The organism is Acinetobacter sp. ABJ_C5_2 (genome assembly GCF_044538485.1).
GTDB lineage: Bacteria > Pseudomonadota > Gammaproteobacteria > Pseudomonadales > Moraxellaceae > Acinetobacter > Acinetobacter nosocomialis_A.
Window position 1 is genome coordinate 74,497 of sequence record NZ_JBIUCS010000006.1, and the last position, 19,810, is coordinate 94,306.

Genomic DNA, 19,810 nt, shown 5'->3' on the forward strand with positions numbered 1-19,810 from the left:
AAGCCGAAATCGGCCTACAATGTTTGGCAATTTTACTGTACTCTGCCCCTATAAAGCAAAGTCAAACCGCATCAATTCAAAGAACAATAAACAACTGGTTATTCTATCAGCATTTTTAACAAAAAATTAGCTCAATCTGACATGATTTTTTCATTGCTATTTACTGTTATAATGCCAACTCCTCAATTAAATGTTGTTTTGGGCAATGGCAAATAAAAAACTTTTAATCTGTGCTGCAATTGCGGCTGGACTATTGTTAACCGCATGCGTTAAAAAAGAGACACCGAAAGAAGAAGAGCAAGACAAGGTTGAAACTGCTGTTTCAGAACCTCAACCAGCGAAGCCTGCAAAATTTGAATCTTTAGAGAGTGTAGACACTCACCAAGAAGCTCAAATTCCAGCGCAACCACAAGTTGAAGTTCAGCGTGAAGAAACAACCAATACTACAACTGAAATTCGTCGCGAAACTCGTCCTGCGCATTCTGCTGAATCTTCACAGACAGAAGTTGCTGAACAACCTAAATCTGAGACACCTAAAGTAGAACCAAAACCTGAAAAAAAATCTGAGCCTAAAGCAGAACCAAAACCTGAAAAAGCTCAGTCAAAACCTGCTAAGGCAACTGAGCCTGCAAAGACAGAAGATGACGCAGTTGCTGCTGCAATTGCTGCTGCAACACCAGCACTTAAAAACTAAGCTTCTGTTTAATAATGCCCAAATTAATTTTTTGATTTGGGCATTTATATAATATTCGTAGTATAAATAAATTTAATCCCTTTCTTTTTTATCTTTAAAGCTCCCCTGCCTATCATTTTAGGACAATCTATTTTCAATCATTCAAAAATCATTGACTCCAATCTTGTCTGCTTATACTTTTTATATCAAGTTCCTTTTTAGAACTTAAATTAAAAGAAGATTGGAGCAAGAAAATGAATACAGCTTTAAACCGTATACCGGCCTCTTTTCCTGTGCGTCGCATGGACTACAATTTTGAAAATATTCCACGTTATTGGTGCAATGATGAGCCTTCACTCACCCACTATTTCACAGGTCTTTCTACTTTGTTTCCCGAAGGAGAATCGTATTTTGTTAGATCTGTGCGTGCATTACGTGCTAAAGCTAAAGAAAATAAAATTTTAGACAGAGAAATAGGTGCATTTATTGGTCAAGAAGCAATGCATTCTAAAGAACATCATGCTTTCCATGTCAGTGCGCAGCAATATGGTTTAAATCCAGAGTCATTAGAAAAAGCGACAGGCATTGTTCTTAAAGCTATTGAGAAAGTTTTTAGTAAAAAATGGAATTTGCTTGTAACAGTAGGCTTGGAACATTACACAGCAGTACTCGTAGTCAGCATGATGCAATCGGTAAATGAGCTTATGACTGATACAAATATTCGTAACTTATGGTTATGGCACAGTGTAGAAGAAACCGAGCATAAAGCTGTTGCATTCGACTTATATCAACATTTATATGGCAACGGATTAGGCGCTTATATTCCACGTATTTCAGTTTTTACTTTTAGCTTAATTCTGATCACTGCTTTTTCAACCGTTTACCAAATTGTTTTAATGAAACGAGATAAGCAACTGACCAATTTCAAAACTTGGCGCAACTTTTTTAGCTTTGCTAGCAAACAATATAAAGTTTTGATTCCTAAATTTCTTGAATATTATCGTTTTGATTTCCATCCTAACCAAACAGATGAAAAAGCTTTAGTTGCTGCCATTAAAATAAAAATTGGTATAAATGATAAAACTCCACTCTTATCTTAAGAGGTAAAAAATAAAGCCCAGACTTTGGGCTTTATTTATGCATTTGATGATTGTCTATTTATTACGTTCAATTAAAAAATAATCAGACATGAGACGTGCGGCCCATGACGTACTACGCCACCCTTCATAAAATGCGCAATGACTTCCTTTTTTAGTTGTCACTACAGCCACAGTACTCATTTGTTGAATTGGCTCTTTGTAAGGTTCTAAATTTTTAATAGAACAAACAGGGTCATCTTCCGCGTTCAGAATCATTAATGGAATTTTAATATTCTCAAAAACATAAATCGGGTTAATAGATTTACAGTAAGTCTCGTAATCTTGAAAACCAGCCATTTCGAAGTATTCTTTTTCAAATTCTTCTAAATTGGTTGTCGATAAGACTTTTTCTAAAGATGCTATTTTGCTCCACGTATTTTGATACGGATAAATAAAATACTTAAAGAGCTTTTTAGTCATCATTTTACTATAAAAAGGATGAACATTTTTAAAACCAATTTCAGTGTTATAACCCGGGCACATCGCAAAAGCAGCTTTAAAAGGTGTATCTTCGCCTTGTTCACCCAAATAGCGAACAAGCAGACCTGTACCTGCTGATGAACCTACCGCATATAAGTCCGATGCCGGAAATAGACTTTGAATATGATTAAGCTGTTCTTTTAGATCACTCGTAGATCCGAAAAGAGAAATTTGCGGCACAGGCATTGGCAAACCAGCGTGCCCACGGCGTAGACACAGTGCAATTCGCCAGCCTGTATATTGATTTAAATCACGTACCAACTCACGCATACTTTCAGGCGTACCTGTAATGGTATGCATAATTACAACCGTTGGTGTATCTGCTGGTAAATTGTAACCATACCAAGCAATTGCGGTAATACCTCCGTCATTCATAGTGAGTTGATCAATTCGGTCATATTCCAGCTTTATTGTCTGTTTTCTAATAAGATCAAAATAGAGTAAATGGACATGGCTGTTCGTCAACCAAGGCGTAGGACGGTATTTCTGTTTAAGTTGAGGGAGCTTATCCAACACATCTTTAATTTGTCCTTGAGGATCATAATAAACTTTTGGATGCTCAGCACCTACCACTAAATCGAACAGCTCTGAACCGAAATCTTTAATTTTATTAAAAACAGATATGCCCATATCCAATGACTACCTATGACTATGAGTTAAATGATTGCCGCACCAAAGCAGCAACCTGCCTTCCCCAAATTGCGTAAACTTCCTTACTTGGATGAAAACCATCACTTGCCATTGGCAAATTCATGGCTTGAAAAGTTTCAATATCGTATTGAAGAAACTCAAATTGGCTCTGTGGCGCCAACCATTGTTGTAATTTTTGATTCATTTGCTCTGCATATTGCCCAAACAACCAAGCCAATGGATTAGGTAAAGCTGGGAAATGTTGCATTGGAGGCACGCCAGAAACAATAATCAGCTTTGGCTGAAATCGTTTCTGAATATAATCAAATAATTGCTTCTGTTGTTTAATCCATGATTTAGCCGAGGTCAGCTTTGTGACGTCATTTACACCAATAGATGTCACAATCACATCATACTTCTGCTCTTCTAGATGCTGCAAAGCATGAAAAACTTGTCGAGTCGTATCACCCGTTTTAGCATGAAGTTTCCATTGTAGAGAAAATTCATTCTGCAGCTCTTGGATAATTGCACCAGACAAGGCATCTTTTTGTGTTTCTACACCCACACCTGCTGCAGCAGAATCTCCTAAAATAAGCAGAGATAAAGGCTTGCCTTGACCAATGCTACCTTCTCGTTCACCTTTGGCTTCTGCTAAACGTGGCGTGTTCTTTCGAACTTTACTGCCTTGTACAAATAATACGGGCAATAAAAGCAATGTTGAAAGTTTTAACCACATTTTATATACCTCAAGACTCTTAGGCTATTTAACAAAATTATTGCGGTTTGAATTGAGCAATTCTTATACCCATTTGCTCAGCCAATGCAGCCAAACCACTCATTGGGCGAATCATTACTTCAAAATCAATAATTTTACCGTGCTCATTGAAACGGATCATATCAATTCCTTTCAATGATTTATCACCTACATTCGCACTAAACTCGAGCACCACATTTTGGCCATCTTCAGTGTAAAACTCACGATGATATGTAAAGTTCTCGAATACCTGAATTACATTGGTGAGAATAAAGAAAACAACCTGTCTCCCTTCATACGGTTTATAAGCAACTGGTGAACGGAAAACGACTTCATCTGCCAGCAAATCATTTAAGTTCGATAAGTCGTTTGATTGAATCATGTCGTGCCATTTTTCTAATGACTGTTTCGTTGTTTCAAGTGTCATTTTTCTTTTCCTTCAAATTGGTTTTAGTAGTGAGCATTCTCTTATTCAAGACAATGCTCACTCCACTCATTAAAGAACCGCTGCTAGTTCAGCGCCTTGACGAATTGCACGTTTAGCATCCAACTCGCCTGCTTCTTTAGCACCACCAATCAAATGAACATTTTTGCCATCTGCTTTTAATTGGTCATACATAGCAGTAAATGATTCTTGACCCGCACAAATCACAACATGATCAACCTCAAGTACTGTTGGTTTTCCATCAACAGTAATATGAAGACCTTGATCATCGACTTTGTCGTACTGTACACCTGCCAACATTTTCACATTTCTGTTCTTAAGCCCTGTACGGTGAATCCAACCAGTCGTTTTACCTAGTCCCGCACCAACTGAAGAAGCTTTACGCTGTAACAAATAGATTTCTCGTTCAGAAGCTTCAACTTTCGGCTGCTTTAAACCACCAACATGCTCATAGTGAGTATCAATCCCCCATTCTTCATAGAACTTTTCAGGATTTAAACTGCCACTTTCACCTTCATGGGTTAGGTACTCAGCTGTATCAAAACCAATACCCCCTGCACCAATAATGGCAACACGCTGACCTACCGGTACACGCTCTTTAAGTACTTGTAAGTAGCTCAACACTTTTGGATGATCAATACCTTCAAATTGCAATTGACGAGGCGTTACGCCCGTTGCAACTACAATCTCATCGAAGCCTGATTGACTTAATTCTTCATAAGTTGCTTTATGATTTAATACGAGCTCAATGTTTGGGCGTAATTCAATTTGACGATTAAAATAACGTAGCGTTTCGTAGAACTCTTCTTTACCTGGTACAGTTTTAGCGATATTAAACTGACCACCAATTTGATGGCTTGCTTCAAAGATTTTAACTTGATGTCCGCGATCAGCTGCATATACAGCAAAACTGAGACCGGCTGGCCCTGCACCAATGACAGCGATATTCTTCTGATTTTGAGTTTCTTTAAAAATCAGTTCAGTTTCATAACATGCACGAGGGTTAACTAGACATGTTGCGATTTTCATAGAGAAAATGTGGTCGAGACAAGCTTGGTTACAACCAATGCACGTATTGATTTCATCACTACGGCCTTCACTGGCTTTTAAAACAAACTCGGGGTCTGCAAGCATTGGACGTGCCATTGAAACCATATCAGCATGACCCGATGCTAATACATGCTCAGCCATTTCAGGTGTATTAATACGGTTTGAGGTAATTAATGGAACTGAAACTTCGCCTTTTAATTTTTCAGTGACCCAAGTAAATGCAGCTCTTGGTACTTTGGTGGCAATTGTTGGAATACGAGCTTCATGCCAGCCAATACCCGTATTAATGATCGTAGCACCAGCTTTTTCAATCGCTTTAGCAAGTTGAATCACTTCTTCTAAAGTAGAACCACCTTCAACCAAATCAAGCATTGATAATCGGTAAATAATAATAAAGTTTTCACCAACTATTTCACGTGTGCGTTTTACGATCTCAATAGGAAAACGAATGCGTTTTTCATAGCTACCACCCCATTCATCGTCACGATGGTTTGTTCTGGCTGCAATAAATTCGTTAATTAAATAACCTTCAGAGCCCATAATTTCAACGCCGTCATAGCCGGCATATTGAGCAAGCTTCGCACAGTTTGCAAAGTCATCAATGGTTTGTTGAACCTCAGCAGAAGTCATTGCTTTAGGTTTAATTGGGTTAATTGGTGCTTGAATTGCCGAAGGTGCGACAATCTCCGGCTGATAAGAATATCGGCCTGTATGTAATATTTGTAATGCAATCTTCCCGCCAGCGGCATGGACAGCTTCGGTAATGACTTTATGTTTTTCGGCTTCTTCTGTGCTATCCAACTTAGAAGCATGAGCAAAGGTTAAACCTGCTTCATTGGGCGCAATACCCCCTGTTACGATTAATCCCACATCCCCTTTAGCACGTTCCGCATAAAAAGCCGCCATGCGCTCATAACCACCGGGTGCCTCTTCTAGCCCAACGTGCATAGACCCCATCAATACGCGATTTTTTAATGTCGTAAAACCTAAGTCTAATGGTTTTAATAAATGTGGATATAACGACATAACAACTCCTTGGCTTGCTAATCTGCTTGCTTAATGCAACTTGTTGCACAAATTTATAATCAAATTTTGACTTTTATGCAACATGTTGCATAATCTTATGAGTCACACTTTACTTTTGCTTACAAACGGATTGCCATGTCACTTCCTCATGTTTTACTGACCAGCTTATTAGAACGACCAAGTACAGGCTTTGAACTTGCCCGCCGTTTTGACCGTTCTATGGGCTTTTTCTGGAATGCCACACATCAGCAAATTTATCGTGAACTCAACAACATGCTTAAAAAAGGCTGGGTCTCCACATTAGAAAATGAGATGGATAGTGGCCGAAAAAAAACTTATCAGGTCGAACAGCTTGGGCGTATAGAACTCGCTTCATGGATGACACAGCAAAGTGAACCTGCACAGCTTAGAGACGACTTAATGGTAAGATTGCGTGCTGAGGCGCAATTGAGCAATAATCAAATATTACCCGAACTGTTACGACATCTTGGTTTACACCAAGAAAAGCTCAAGCTTTACCAAAGTATTTACGATAAAGATTTTAAAGATAGCGATGACTTGAATGATCGAGTGTTATATATCCACAAAATGATTTTAGAACTCGGTATTACTATGGAAACTGAGTGGATTAAATGGTTAGAACAAGTCATTCCTCAATTAAAACTTTTTGCTCAAGATAACGTATCTGGAGAATAACCATGCCTTATTACACCATGCCCGATCAGGAAAGTTTATTTGTACGCCGTGTTGGTCGTGGTGAACCAGTATTAATATTATCTGGCTTAGGTATGCAGAGTTGGCAATGGCTACCGTTTATCTATGCAAATCGCAAAGAATATGAGTTCATTATTCCTGACTGGCGTGGTTTTGGCGGTTCAAAAAACTGTGCAATTCCCGACCAAGATGCCATATCAAGTCACTGGCAAGATGTTGCTCATTTAATTGAGCAACTAAAACTTGAGAACTTTATTTTAATGGGTTACTCAATGGGTGCCACTACTGCAATGCATGGCATGAAACATGCCCATCTCGTACAGCAGTTAAAAGCGTATTTACACATAGATCAGACACCAAAAATATCTGTAGATTCAACATGGCAATATGGTTTATTCGGCCCTTTACATGCCCAATTCAAACAACTACTCAATGATATTTATCAATTATTATTAAAGCACAAAAATGCTAAATATCTTTATGAATTAGCGCTTCCAGACCGCCAAGAACTAGTACGTTTATGGGTAGATTTTATTGAATTGCAAAGTAGCAATCCATTTAGTCCTTTTGTTTTTAAAACTGCATTAAAACAACCATTTTTACAGAAGTATTTATTACCGATTCAACGTTTAGATTATTTATTTTGGTATGTCGAAAATTATCTTTTCCACAATGAAGATTATCGTGAAGCGCTTCAGCAACTACAGTGCCCAACAACTTTCTTTATCGGACGTAATTCGACACTTTACCCAGAAACTGGTCAAACACTTATTGCACACAGCGTTGAACATGCAAAAGCAATTTATTTCGAACGATCAGGCCACACCCCATTATTAACCGAACCGAAAAAGTTCGTTCATGAAATCACGACGTTCTTGTCTGAGCTTAAACAAGCTTCTTAAAATAAAAAAAGGATCTGCTAAAACAGATCCTTTTTTTAATCTACAATTCATTAAGCAGAATGAGCTAACTCATTTGCTTTTAATTGCTCAGCAACATTTAACAAAAGTTGTTCAGTTTTATTCCATCCTAAACAACCATCTGTCACTGACTGTCCATAAGTCATTTCACATGAAATCTTCTGATTACCATCAACTAAATGACTTTCAATCATGATACCCTTCACCTGAGTTTTTAAGCGTTCAGCAACGATTTGCTGCAAAACCTCTGGCTGACGCAAAGGGTCTTTACCACTGTTGCCATGACTACAGTCAATGACTAAGGCAGGAAGATTTTGTTTATGTTTTTCACGTATTGCCTGAATTGAAGCTAAATCATAATTAGGGCCATGATTCGCTCCACGCAAAATTAAGTGAGGCAATGGGTTACCAGCACTCTGAATGACAGAAGGTAAACCTTGCTGATTCATACCTAGAAACTGATGCTCATTTTGTGCCGACTGAATAGCATCTAAAGCAATTTGAATTGAGCCATCTGTACCATTCTTGAAACCAATGCTGTATGGCATGTGACTTGATATTTCACGGTGAATTTGAGACTCGCTGGTACGAGCACCAATTGCGCCCCAAGCCAATAAATCATCAAAATAACCCGTTGCCATTGGGCTTAGAATTTCACTCGCAATTGGCAAACCCTTTTCAATAATTTGTAAATAAAGCTCACGTGATTTTTCTAAACCTAATTGTAGATTGGATGATCCATCAAGATTTGGATCATACATATAACCCTTCCAACCTACAGTTGTACGCGGCTTTTCAATATAAGCTCGCATTACAATGAATATTTGATCTTTTACTTTTTCTTGTAATTTTTGCAGTTTTTCTGCGTATTCAAGAACCGCAACCGGGTCATGAATTGAACATGGTCCTGTAATAACCATTAAGCGCTGATCTTTACCAGCAAGAATATTTTGAATAATTTGACGGTGTTCTGCAATTTGACGTGCGAGGGTCTGCACAAGCGGATATTTAGCTTTTAACTGGACAGGCAAACTAACTGGTGTTTCTTTTGTATTACTTTGAGTTAGTAGAGTATTTAAAGCATTCATTGGTCTTTTCCTTTGGACTGAAACCGAATCAGTCCGATCATTTATTTGAGCGTTTTGGATCTATTCGTTGGCAAAGGTAGGCAAAAGTAAAACCAATAAAAGTTGCTAAAGTATGAATAAGTCATGTTGTTCATTTTGAATTCCTCGATTTGAAAAAGATAAAGCATAAAAAAACCTGATCGGGGTTGCCGATCAGGTATTAACTGTGATGGGCAACTTTCGTGCCCGAATACGCTCAGGCAACTATCTAAATTGCCAGAAATAAAAGTAAGCGTTAGAATTCACAGATTGATTTAACATCTTTATCTCAAATATTAAAAAATGTTCCTTAAATCTAAAATACGCATTGTTGATGAGTTTGACAAGTATTTTTTGCGAAAATATTTCTTATTTTTTCACTTAAAACTTAACTGACCACTTTCATAATTAACGAATTAATCCTTGCGGCTGTAAAATAATCAAACTTGCACCACAAAGCACAATAAAGCCGCCTAAAATATCCCATCTCGTTAAAGCAACCTGATCTACAAAACGAAGCCACATCAGCGCAGTAAAAATATAAATACCACCATAGGCCGCATAAATTCGCCCCGAGGCTGCTGGATGTAATGTAAGTAACCAAACAAAGACAGCTAAACTTAAGACTGTCGGCAACCACAACCAAGCGGACTTCCCTTCTTTTAGAATAAGATAAGGAAAATAACACCCTAAAATCTCAGCGATTGCAGTAATAATAAATAACCCGAACACACTGAGTATTCGGGTTATAGAAAGACTATCAATTAACATAAATTAAGCTGGTTCTGCCGTGTGGTGATCTTCAAAAACTTCAAGTTTTAGGCCAACTGCTTTGCCATCTTCTTTCTTCACTGATACCGCCACATTACCGCCATGATCTGCAAGTTCACCAAATAGAATCATTTCAGCTAATGGTTTCTTCAAGTGTTCTTGAATGAGACGTTGCATTGGACGAGCACCCATTAAACGGTCATAACCGTTGGTTGCTAACCAGTCACGTGCACTTTGATCTACATCTAGAACTACACGTTTTTCATCTAGCTGTGCTTGTAATTCTGTTAAGAACTTATCAACTACAGATTCAATCACTGTGGTTGGTAAAGCTTTAAACTGAATAACACTGTCTAAACGGTTACGGAACTCTGGTGAGAATGCACGTTTCATTGCTTCTTGGTTGTCCGAGCTATGGTCTTGCTCGGTAAATCCAATGCTTGCACGAGAAATACTTTCTGCACCAATGTTTGTAGTTAACACAATAATGACATTTCTGAAGTCTGACTTACGGCCATTATTGTCAGTCAACGCACCATGATCCATAATTTGCAACAACAGATTAAACACATCAGGATGTGCTTTCTCAATTTCATCCAGCAATAAAACACAATGCGGATTTTTATGGATCGCGTCTGTGAGCAAACCGCCTTGGTCATAGCCTACATAACCCGGAGGAGCACCAATTAAGCGAGAAACAGCATGACGTTCCATATATTCAGACATATCGAAACGAACAAGCTCAACACCTAACAATTTCGCTAATTGCTTAGTGACTTCAGTTTTACCAACACCCGTTGGACCAGCAAATACAAAGCTACCAACAGGCTTATCTGGCGATTTCAAACCAGCACGTGACAACTTGATTGCAGAAGCCAATGCAGTGATTGCTTCATCTTGACCAAATACAACACGTTTTAGGTCACGCTCAAGATTTTCAAGTACCGATTTATCATCTTTAGACACAGTCTTAGGCGGAATACGCGCAATTTTAGAAACGATGTCTTCAATATTTTCAACAGTAATTAAGCTGTCTTCACTTTCTGCTTTTAAGCGGCGCTGTGCACCTGCTTCATCAATGACATCAATTGCTTTATCTGGCAAGAAACGATCATTAATAAATTTCGCAGAAAGCTCAACCGCAGAAACCAAAGCTTTGTCGTCATACTGTACGTGGTGGAAATCTTCAAACTTAGTTTTCAAGCCACGTAAAATATCAATAGTTTCAGAAATGCTTGGTTCATTTACGTCAATTTTTTGGAAACGACGAGATAACGCATGATCCTTTTCAAATACCTGACGATATTCTTGGAAAGTCGTTGAACCGATGCAACGTAAAGTACCATTTGCCAAAGCTGGTTTAATGAGATTCGATGCATCCATAGTGCTACCCATACTTGAGCCAGCGCCAATGATCATATGAATTTCATCAATGAATAAAATCGCGTTTGGATTTTTCTTCAAAGCATTCAGCAATTGTTTTAAACGTTTTTCAAAATCACCACGGTATTTTGTACCCGCAACCAATGCACCAATGTCGAGACTATAGACTTCTGCATTGCTCAGTGGTTTTGGTGCTTTACCATTTACAATGAGCCAAGCAAGGCCTTCTGCAATTGAAGTTTTACCTACACCTGGATCACCGACTAACAACGGGTTGTTTTTACGACGGCGGCAAAGAATTTGTGCTGTACGCTCAATTTCTTTTTCACGACCAATGAGTGGGTCTGTTTTTCCTTTTTGCGCTTCAACATTTAAATTGAGCGTATAAAGTTCCAATGGCCCAGCATTGCCTGAGTTGCTTTCACCCTCAATGTCTTCAACTTCTTCTTCAACCTGAACTTCGTCTTTACGTGTCCCATGAGACAAGTATTGAGTCAAAGTTAAACGATTAATTTGATGACGTTTAAGTAAATAAACAGCAAAAGAATCACGCTCTGAGTACATTGCGACCAAAACATCCGCACCTTCGACAGTACGATCACCACCACTTGATTGCACGTGGAAAATTGCACGTTGCAAAATGCGGTCAAAACTTTCTGTTGGATGTGGAGCTTGCTCGCTATTTTCGCCAAGCTTAGGAGTATGTTGTTCTACATATTCTTCTAATTCTTTACGTAAAGAAACAATATCAGCTCCGCATGCCTTTAACGCATTCACAGCCGAATCGTTATCGAGTAAGGCTAATAGTAAGTGTTCAACTGTAAGAAACTCATGTCTCTTTTGACGAGCCATGCTAACAGCCAAACGTAATGATACTTCTAATTGACGACTGAGCATGTGACCCCCTTATGCTTTAGGCTCAATCTGGCAAAGTAATGGATGACCTTGCGATCGAGCGTAATTATTAACAAGGTTTGCCTTGGTTTCCGCGATGTCTCTTGGATATACCCCGGCAGTACCTTTACCTTCATAGTGTACTGTTAGCATTACTTGAGTTGCTTGGTCAAGATTCATTGCAAAGTATTGTTGTAAAATTTCAATTACAAAGTCCATTGGCGTGTAATCGTCGTTCAATAATACTACTGCATATAAGGGAGGACGCTTGAGTTCGGGAGGTGCTGTTTGAACAACAACCTCTCCGTCATGATCTTCGTTTTGCGAATCACTTAAGCGTGGATTGAAGTGCCAATCGACATAGCCAGACTGCTGAAAAGAAGCCTTAATATCTTTTAAATTTGTTTGACGCTTATTTGTTCGCATATGATGTTACTATTGTGAATTTGCTTCAGCTTGAGGAATTTCTGCAACAAAAGCAGAAGGTGTTTCGACAGGTTTGCCACGCTGCCAACTAAAACGTTTAATCACTGGTGTCTCAGAACCACCTGTTAAACGCACTTCAATATATTGAGGTGTAAAGCCCTTAGGCATTGTCCAACGGCCAGTCAAACGCTCAAAATCAGTGAAGTTAAAGTTCTTATCTTCAAGTGGCACAACCAAGACTTCAGTATCTTTAATCAGTCTTATTTCAACTGAACCTGAAGCACGGCGTTTGCTCGGGCTAACTTGCACCAGATCAAGCTGATATTCATAAGCATTTTCTGGTAATGGTTTAATTGCCAAATCCTGAATGGTTAAGCTTAATCCACCACGTTGTCTTAAAATTTCACGGTAGATATTACTCATACCTTGTTGTTGTGTTTTATCAGCATTGGCTTGATTAAGTGCTGTAAACAAGTCATTCGCATTTGTAACAGCAACATCACGCTCTTGTACAGCAGCATTCAAGCTTTTGTTGACTGCATCTAACGCTGTTTTTTGTTTTTGCACTACTTCAACCAATTGCTCTGCATCTGCATCGTAACCTACAACAGTTAAACCTTGACGGTGCCCAATTGTATAGCCGAGCGCAAAACAACCACTCATTAAAATAGCAGCACCAATAAACAAAGGCTTATTGGTGTTTAAAAATTTTTTCTTTTGCAACGAACTTTCTACAGAAGTCGTCTGTTCCGAGTTTTGCATCGTCATCTCAGTGTTTAAGATCAGAGTCAAGACACACATTTAAATCGAAATTTAAATGTGTGTGAAGCAAAAAAGAGTTTTTTATGGTAATAAACCAATCCCTTGTAAGCCTTCGTCTTCATTAAAGCCAAACATAAGGTTCATATTTTGTACAGCTTGACCAGATGCACCTTTTACAAGATTATCTTGAGCCGCCAAAATAATGAGTTTATTTGGTTGTGGTTTATATAAAGCAATACGTAATTCATTTGCTCCACGCACACTGCGTGTTTCAGGTGAACTATTCGCAGGCATGACATCTACAAATTTTTCATTTGCATAGAAGTTTTCATACAAAGCTTGTAAGTCTGCTTGCTTACCTGCCTCAGTCAAGTCCACATAAATTGTACTCAACATACCGCGAATCATTGGTACCAAATGCGGTACAAATAAGAGCCCTTCAAAGCCACCTTTTTGCCCAGCAATATTTTCTAATGCTTCGACAATCTCTGGATGGTGACGGTGACCTGCAACACCATACGCTTTAAAGTTATCGGCATTTTCACTGTAAATCATGCCTAAGCTTGCTTTACGGCCAGCACCAGAAACTCCTGATTTTGCATCAATAATAATATTTTTGGTTTCAATCAATGCTTGTGCAGATTTTAAAAGTGGAGCTAAACCTAATTGAACAGTTGTTGGGTAACAACCTGGATTACCAATGACTTGAGCCTGTTTAATTTTTTCACGATTTAACTCAGTTAAACCATAAACAGAATCTTTTAGTACATCTGGGCACGCATGTTCCATGCCATACCATTTTTCAAACTGTTCAAGATTTTGCAGGCGAAAGTCCGCTGCCAAATCAATAACTTTGGTCCCTGCTTCGATCAAATCTTTTGCATGCTGCATCGCAACACCATGTGGGGTCGCAAAGAATACAACATCACATTCTTTTAATGCATCAATGTTTAAATCTGAAAATTGAAGATCTGTATGCCCGCGTAAGTTTGGGAACATATCAGCAACTGGTTTGCCTGCTTCTGTACGTGAAGTCAGAACCCGAACCTGCGCTTTTGGATGTCGTAATAAAATACGTAATAGTTCAACGCCTGTATAACCAGTTCCACCAACAATTCCGACAGAAATCACGTGCATTACCTCAAATATTGAATCTATACTTGCGGTAGTATGACAGGATGTCCAGGCTTACAAAACCATTTCATGCTTGGTAATTTTAATTTTTTTATTTTTTAACGTTAATTACATAGCACTTGCTGGTCTGTCAGAACCAAACAAATATCAGTAAATAAATACCAGATTCATTTTGGAGAGCTAGGATGCTTGATCAATCAAAACAAACAAAGTTGTGCACTTATCTCGGCCTTAGTACTTTAATTTTAAGCGTAGCCCTTGTTGGATGTGGTGGTGGCAGTAGTAGCGGAGGTTCATCTAGTACCCCAACACCAACTGTGCCAACTCCTGAAGTTATGACAAATTTTACGCTTAAAACCCCTGTCGAAATGCGCAATGTTCAACTCAAAGTCTATGACAATACCGACAATACTATTTTGATCGATACCCAAGTTGCCAGTTTAACAAGTTATAATATTAAACTTCCAAGTACCAAGTTGAATCGGCTTTATCGAGTAGAAGTCACAACTCAAGCTTCATCTCAAGTATTTGATCCAATTAATTCTAAATATGAGAATCTTTCTGGTGTCTATCACGCTTTTATTACCCCAAGTTCAATAAGTAATAAAACTCAACTGATTAGTCCAAGTTCAGAAGCAATTTATCAGCGTGCTGTAATCCGATCAGGACAACTCCCACAAGAAACGATAGATCCAACCCGTATTGAACAATCACATGTTGATTTGGCTTCTCAAGATGTTTACAACGCCCTTATTAGCGCGTTTAAAGATGCTGCCATTCCAAGCTTAAGCCCAGCTAGCCCACTGACTGTGCTAAATTTATTACAGTATTCAACAAAACAACCAAGTAGTTATGTAGATAGCTATCTGAGCTTTGGATATTTACAATATTGGAATACGATTCATGGTAGTACCAATGCATATCAAGAACTTACAAATAGTCTTGCAACCGATTTAAAAGATGGATATTTAGACGGCAAAAAACTTAATGGTGACAATACGACCATGACACCTATTTTTAGTCCATCGCCAGATAATATTGACCCTGTAAAAAATACGCTTTTGGACATAGCAACCAATCAAAAAGCGTCTCGCGATTATTTTGCTACCAATTTAAAAGCTGCCACATTGCAACTAGCAGATGCACAAAGTCAGTCCAGTTTAGATCAACCAGGATATGTTCTTTTGCAGAAAAAACTCTATTCTGGAGTTGTGCCTTCTGGAAATACGACTGATTTTTTCCGTATAGATGGTGCGGGTGATTACCGACGTGCTGTTGGTTTTAGTGGTACTACGGCGACTTGTAATGGTTCAGCTTACCCGTGTAAACAAGGTTTAACCAGCATCAATATAGCTGACCCTAAACTCCCAGCCACAGACTATTTAGTCGGTCACCATGAAAACAACGCATCGGGCTGCCAACTTAATTTCCGTGCAAATGGCCAAATTGAGTTAATTCAAGGTTCACAAAGTTATCGTTCTGCCTTAAGCGCAGATAGTACAGATAACTTACTGCAAACAGACGCTGCAAGTTATAGCTACTTACTTAACTCAAGCTCATCTGAACCCAACAATTCAACACAGCAATATAATTTTATACAGCTACATATTAAAGCGAACAAAATTGTTAGTGCTCAAGCAGGCCTTGATAGCCGCAAAGCACCGGATGTATTACAGACAATACAATTAGAATGTAGCTTTAACTAAGCTGTGACATACCACCACGCAGGCAATGGATTACCTTTTAATTGTCTGCGATGCTGCATATAGTGAGGGTCGAACTTTGCAACTTCGGCCCAAAATGTAGGGCTATGATCGAAGTGTTTGGTATGTGCTAATTCATGAATACAAACATAACGGGTAATTTGAGCTGGCATAAGAACCAGTCCTGCATGTAACATAATATTATGCTGACTACTACAACTTCCCCAACGTGTTTTAGGACGTCGAATTGCACATTCGGCATAACTTAACCGTGTTTTTTGGCTAAGCTCTGACAAAAGAAGTGGCAACTCTTGTTTGGCATAAGCAATCACGGCATTTTGTAAAGCTTGGTAAGGTTGTTGGTCTTTAATAAATAAATAATTATTTTCCCAATCAAATTGAAAAATGCGATGTTGTTTTTGCACCACAACTTGAAAAGGTTGTTCTCTATTGAAAAAAGAAATTTCTGAAGGAATCTCAAATGACGTAGACTGAACGTGTTGCTGTTTACTCCACGTCTCGATCAGCCATTGTTCAGACTGCGCCAAAAACTGCTGAATTTGTTTCTTACTACAAAATAACGGAACAGTCAGCCGTATAGACGCAGGCTCAACACGTAAGCGCAATTTTCTTGCCCTTACGTGACGAACAATTTTAATTTCTGGCATTTCCACAGACATTACTGTGCTGTACGCTCTTCAATACCATTATTTGTCGCAACAATTGCAATTGTTGCAGGGTTTAACGCAAAAATACCGTTAGTAACAACACCCGGGATATTATTGATGGTTTTTTCCAAATCAATTGCATTTAAGATGTTCAAATTAAATACATCTAAAATAACGTTTCCGTTATCTGTTACCACACCTTCACGATAAACCGGGTCACCACCTAAGCTGACCAATTTACGAGCTACAGCAGAGCGCGCCATTGGAATTACTTCTACTGGTAATGGGAAATCACGACCAAGTTGATCAACCCATTTCGAATCATCAACGATACATACAAATTTTTTAGCAATTGAAGCTACAATTTTTTCACGAGTTAATGCTGCGCCGCCGCCTTTAATCATATGCATGTGACGATCAATCTCATCTGCACCGTCAACATAAGCATCAAGGCTGCCTACATGGTTCATATCAACCACTTCAATACCTAATTTTTTAAGACGATCTGCTGTTGCTTGCGAACTTGCCACAGCTGCCTCTAATTGTAGTTCAGGTAATAAATCAATTAAAAAATTTACAGTACTTCCAGTTCCTACCCCCAAAATGCCACCTTTGGGTAAGTGTTTTAAAGCAGCTTTAGCAGCAGCTTGTTTCTTTTCATCTTGGGTTGCATATAGGCTCATTACATCACTCAACTATTTTTTGACATTTATGCGCCAATAAACGGCGCAAATGCACAAGGGTTTGCTACAATAATTTCCTATTTTAAACTGTTATAGGGAAGATGAACATGCTGTCTCGTGTGGTACGACAAATTTTACAAGCAACGGTTTATGATGTTGCAATTGAAACACCTCTCGAAGCAGCTCCACGAATTAGTCAAAAATTAAATAATACAATTCGTTTTAAGCGTGAAGATTTACAACCTGTTTTTTCTTTTAAATTACGCGGTGCTTATAACCGTATTAGTCAAATACCGAAAGACCAACTTGAGCGTGGTGTAATCTGTGCATCTGCGGGTAACCATGCTCAAGGTGTAGCATTGTCCGGTCAACGTTTAGGCATTCCTGCAATTATTGTTATGCCAAGTACAACTCCTGACATTAAAGTTCAAGCAGTTAAACGCTTGGGTGGTCAAGTTGTATTACATGGTGATAGTTTTGATGTAGCAAATAAATACGCTCAGCAACGTGCCGAAGTTGAAGGTCTTGTATTCATTCCACCCTATGACGATGAACTTGTTATTGCTGGTCAAGGCACAATTGCAAATGAAATCTTACGTCAATGGCGTGATGTAGAATATGTGTTTGTTGCTGTAGGTGGCGGTGGCCTAATTTCAGGTGTAGCAGCTTACCTAGGTGAAGTTGCACCCCATGTGAAAATTATTGGCGTTGAATATGAAGAGTCTGCTTGCTTAAAAGCAGCACTAGAAGCAAATGAACGCGTAATCTTGCCACATGTAGGCTTATTTGCAGACGGTACTGCTGTTGCACAAATTGGTGCTTTGCCGTTTGATATTATTCGTCTTCGCAAATCTGATAACTCAGGTCCAATTGTTGACCCAGACATTGTGACTGTAAATACAGATGAAATCTGTGCTGCAATTAAAGATACTTTTGATGAAAACCGTAGCATTGTTGAACCATCAGGTGCAATGGCGTTAGCTGGTATTAAAAAATATGTAGCTGAGCATAAAATTAGCGGTAAAAACATGGTGTCGATTGTTTGTGGTGCCAACATGAACTTTGACCGCTTACGTTACATTGCAGAGCGTACTGAACTCGGTGAACAACGTGAAGCAATTTACGCGGTTACACTTTCTGAAGAAAAAGGTGCATTCTTAGGTTTCTGCCGTGCCCTACAAGGCCGCAATATTACCGAGTTTAACTACCGCGCAAATAACACAGAAGAAGCACAAGTTTTTGTGGGTATTAGCTTAAAAGGTGGTGATGCTGAACGCCATGAAATTTTAGAGCAGCTTAAACAGCAAAATTATGTTGTCGATGATTTATCTGATGATGAAGTTGCTAAATTGCATATCCGTTACTTAATTGGTGGTCATGCCAATCTGGATGATGAAAGATTGTTCCGTGTTGAATTCCCTGAACGTCCGGGCGCATTACTCACCTTCTTAACTCGTTTAGGTCCAACCCACAATATTACCTTATTCCATTACCGTAACCACGGTGCTGCTGAAGGTCGTGTATTGGTTGGCTTACAAGCCACAGATGCCAAACAAAATCCAGATGGCTTAATTGAAACCCTAGAGCAAATTAGTTATCCATATGCAGAAATTACTGACAATGTGGGCTATAAGCGTTTCTTAAAATAATCTCTGATTTTGATAAAAAAGCTGACATATTTGTCGGCTTTTTTATGATTTAAGCCCAATATTTTCTATATTTACATTGCTTCTCTTTATCTCAAAGAAAATATCATTAAAAATAAAGCCCTAATTAAGTATAAAAGGTTATTTATGGCACAGTTCGCGGTCATCGGCTTGGGAAGTTTTGGAGCAACAGTTGCTCAAGAACTCACAAAATTAAATCATGATGTTATTGGCATTGATACAGTCAAAAAGAATGTTGAAAATCTTGCCGACGTTTTAACTCATGCTGTCATTGCTGATGCTACAGATGAACATGTACTAGATGAATTAAACATTCAAAATTGTGATGCGGTTGTTGTTGCAATTGGTGAAGATATTGAGGCCAGTATTTTATGCGTGCTGAATTTAAAAAATCTTGGTATTGATAAAATTTGGGTAAAAGCAAAGACAAAGGCCCATCACACAATTTTGTCTCACCTTAATATCAACAAAATCATTCATCCTGAAGAAGATATGGGTGTACGTGTTGCACAAGCACTCAATTACCCAATGGTAAGTCGTTATATGTCTTTAGATGATGATCACTATATTGTGAAAATTGATATTCCAGAGAAATTAAATGGCATTAATTTGTATGGGATTATGCAGCAAGCGCCACAAGTTAAAACATTAATTGTAAAACGAAAGCAGCAGATTTTATTTGAAACTGAAGAGACTTTTACCTTACAAACGCATGATATTCTTATTTTGGAAGGTCATTTACAGCAACTTAAAAAACTCTCTAATTGTTTCCTATAAAAACG

Annotated in this window: 19 protein-coding genes; 7 read left to right on the top strand and 12 right to left on the bottom strand. The window is 38.5% G+C overall.

What is annotated here, in order from left to right:
- The first annotated feature begins 205 nt into the window (after positions 1–205).
- Entirely contained in the window at positions 206–694 is a 489-nt protein-coding gene (locus ACH8JV_RS09310; protein ID WP_396520876.1) for an internalin, read from the top strand.
- A 233-nt stretch (positions 695–927) separates the two neighbouring features.
- On the top strand, positions 928–1,773 hold the full coding sequence (locus ACH8JV_RS09315; protein WP_396520878.1) for a metal-dependent hydrolase: 846 nt from the start codon (positions 928–930) through the stop codon (positions 1,771–1,773).
- Positions 1,774–1,827: 54 nt separating this feature from the next.
- Here ACH8JV_RS09315 and ACH8JV_RS09320 read toward each other — a convergent pair whose 3' ends face one another.
- The 4 genes from ACH8JV_RS09320 to ACH8JV_RS09335 all read right to left on the bottom strand — a co-directional run bounded on the left by ACH8JV_RS09320 (position 1,828) and on the right by ACH8JV_RS09335 (position 6,197).
- Positions 1,828–2,922, bottom strand: coding sequence for a YheT family hydrolase (locus tag ACH8JV_RS09320; protein ID WP_396520880.1), 1,095 nt, complete (start codon positions 2,920–2,922; stop codon positions 1,828–1,830).
- Between the two features lie 19 nt (positions 2,923–2,941).
- Positions 2,942–3,658: an SGNH/GDSL hydrolase family protein gene (locus ACH8JV_RS09325; protein ID WP_396520882.1), complete on the bottom strand. Its 717-nt coding sequence runs from the start codon at positions 3,656–3,658 to the stop codon at positions 2,942–2,944.
- 37 nt (positions 3,659–3,695) lie between these two features.
- A complete protein-coding gene (locus ACH8JV_RS09330; RefSeq protein WP_396520884.1) occupies positions 3,696–4,103 on the bottom strand; it encodes a nuclear transport factor 2 family protein in 408 nt (135 codons plus the stop codon).
- 69 nt (positions 4,104–4,172) lie between these two features.
- The gene (locus ACH8JV_RS09335) at positions 4,173–6,197 is read right to left on the bottom strand and encodes an FAD-dependent oxidoreductase (RefSeq protein ID WP_396520886.1); all 2,025 of its coding nucleotides are present in this window, start codon (positions 6,195–6,197) and stop codon (positions 4,173–4,175) included.
- 135 nt (positions 6,198–6,332) lie between these two features.
- Between ACH8JV_RS09335 and ACH8JV_RS09340 the strand changes: the two genes are divergently transcribed.
- Positions 6,333–6,893, top strand: a complete 561-nt coding sequence (locus tag ACH8JV_RS09340) for a PadR family transcriptional regulator (RefSeq protein ID WP_000056573.1) — start codon at positions 6,333–6,335, stop codon at positions 6,891–6,893.
- 2 nt (positions 6,894–6,895) lie between these two features.
- Positions 6,896–7,813, top strand: coding sequence for an alpha/beta fold hydrolase (locus ACH8JV_RS09345; protein ID WP_396520888.1), 918 nt, complete (start codon positions 6,896–6,898; stop codon positions 7,811–7,813).
- 50 nt (positions 7,814–7,863) lie between these two features.
- Here ACH8JV_RS09345 and ACH8JV_RS09350 read toward each other — a convergent pair whose 3' ends face one another.
- The 6 genes from ACH8JV_RS09350 to argC all read right to left on the bottom strand — a co-directional run bounded on the left by ACH8JV_RS09350 (position 7,864) and on the right by argC (position 14,310).
- Positions 7,864–8,919, bottom strand: coding sequence for a 3-deoxy-7-phosphoheptulonate synthase (locus tag ACH8JV_RS09350; RefSeq protein ID WP_396520890.1), 1,056 nt, complete (start codon positions 8,917–8,919; stop codon positions 7,864–7,866).
- Between the two features lie 426 nt (positions 8,920–9,345).
- Positions 9,346–9,708: a YnfA family protein gene (locus ACH8JV_RS09355; protein WP_107972808.1), complete on the bottom strand. Its 363-nt coding sequence runs from the start codon at positions 9,706–9,708 to the stop codon at positions 9,346–9,348.
- Positions 9,709–9,711: 3 nt separating this feature from the next.
- Positions 9,712–11,988 carry an ATP-dependent Clp protease ATP-binding subunit ClpA gene (clpA, locus tag ACH8JV_RS09360; protein WP_263613848.1) on the bottom strand — a complete coding sequence of 759 codons (2,277 nt, stop codon included), beginning with the start codon at positions 11,986–11,988 and terminating at the stop codon, positions 9,712–9,714.
- Between the two features lie 9 nt (positions 11,989–11,997).
- Positions 11,998–12,411 carry an ATP-dependent Clp protease adapter ClpS gene (gene clpS / locus ACH8JV_RS09365; RefSeq protein ID WP_001260033.1) on the bottom strand — a complete coding sequence of 138 codons (414 nt, stop codon included), beginning with the start codon at positions 12,409–12,411 and terminating at the stop codon, positions 11,998–12,000.
- 9 nt (positions 12,412–12,420) lie between these two features.
- Positions 12,421–13,179, bottom strand: coding sequence for a DUF6776 family protein (locus tag ACH8JV_RS09370; protein ID WP_263614982.1), 759 nt, complete (start codon positions 13,177–13,179; stop codon positions 12,421–12,423).
- A gap of 75 nt (positions 13,180–13,254) precedes the next feature.
- Positions 13,255–14,310 (bottom strand): N-acetyl-gamma-glutamyl-phosphate reductase, encoded by a 1,056-nt coding sequence (gene argC, locus ACH8JV_RS09375; RefSeq protein WP_396520892.1) that lies wholly within the window; start codon positions 14,308–14,310, stop codon positions 13,255–13,257.
- Between the two features lie 182 nt (positions 14,311–14,492).
- Between argC and ACH8JV_RS09380 the strand changes: the two genes are divergently transcribed.
- On the top strand, positions 14,493–16,013 hold the full coding sequence (locus ACH8JV_RS09380) for a hypothetical protein (protein ID WP_396520894.1): 1,521 nt from the start codon (positions 14,493–14,495) through the stop codon (positions 16,011–16,013).
- Here ACH8JV_RS09380 and ACH8JV_RS09385 read toward each other — a convergent pair.
- Together ACH8JV_RS09385 and rpiA are read right to left on the bottom strand one after the other, a co-directional pair.
- Entirely contained in the window at positions 16,010–16,690 is a 681-nt protein-coding gene (locus tag ACH8JV_RS09385) for a SprT family zinc-dependent metalloprotease (RefSeq protein ID WP_396520896.1), read from the bottom strand. The genes ACH8JV_RS09380 and ACH8JV_RS09385 overlap by 4 nt on opposite strands.
- Positions 16,690–17,361 carry a ribose-5-phosphate isomerase RpiA gene (rpiA, locus tag ACH8JV_RS09390; protein WP_000061060.1) on the bottom strand — a complete coding sequence of 224 codons (672 nt, stop codon included), beginning with the start codon at positions 17,359–17,361 and terminating at the stop codon, positions 16,690–16,692. Before rpiA ends, ACH8JV_RS09385 begins: the two co-directional genes overlap by 1 nt.
- A 101-nt stretch (positions 17,362–17,462) precedes the next feature.
- Between rpiA and ilvA the strand changes: the two genes are divergently transcribed.
- Together ilvA and ACH8JV_RS09400 are read left to right on the top strand one after the other, a co-directional pair.
- Positions 17,463–19,010: a threonine ammonia-lyase, biosynthetic gene (ilvA, locus tag ACH8JV_RS09395; RefSeq protein WP_171063662.1), complete on the top strand. Its 1,548-nt coding sequence runs from the start codon at positions 17,463–17,465 to the stop codon at positions 19,008–19,010.
- 144 nt (positions 19,011–19,154) lie between these two features.
- Entirely contained in the window at positions 19,155–19,805 is a 651-nt protein-coding gene (locus ACH8JV_RS09400; protein WP_396520898.1) for a potassium channel family protein, read from the top strand.
- Positions 19,806–19,810 lie beyond the last annotated feature (5 nt).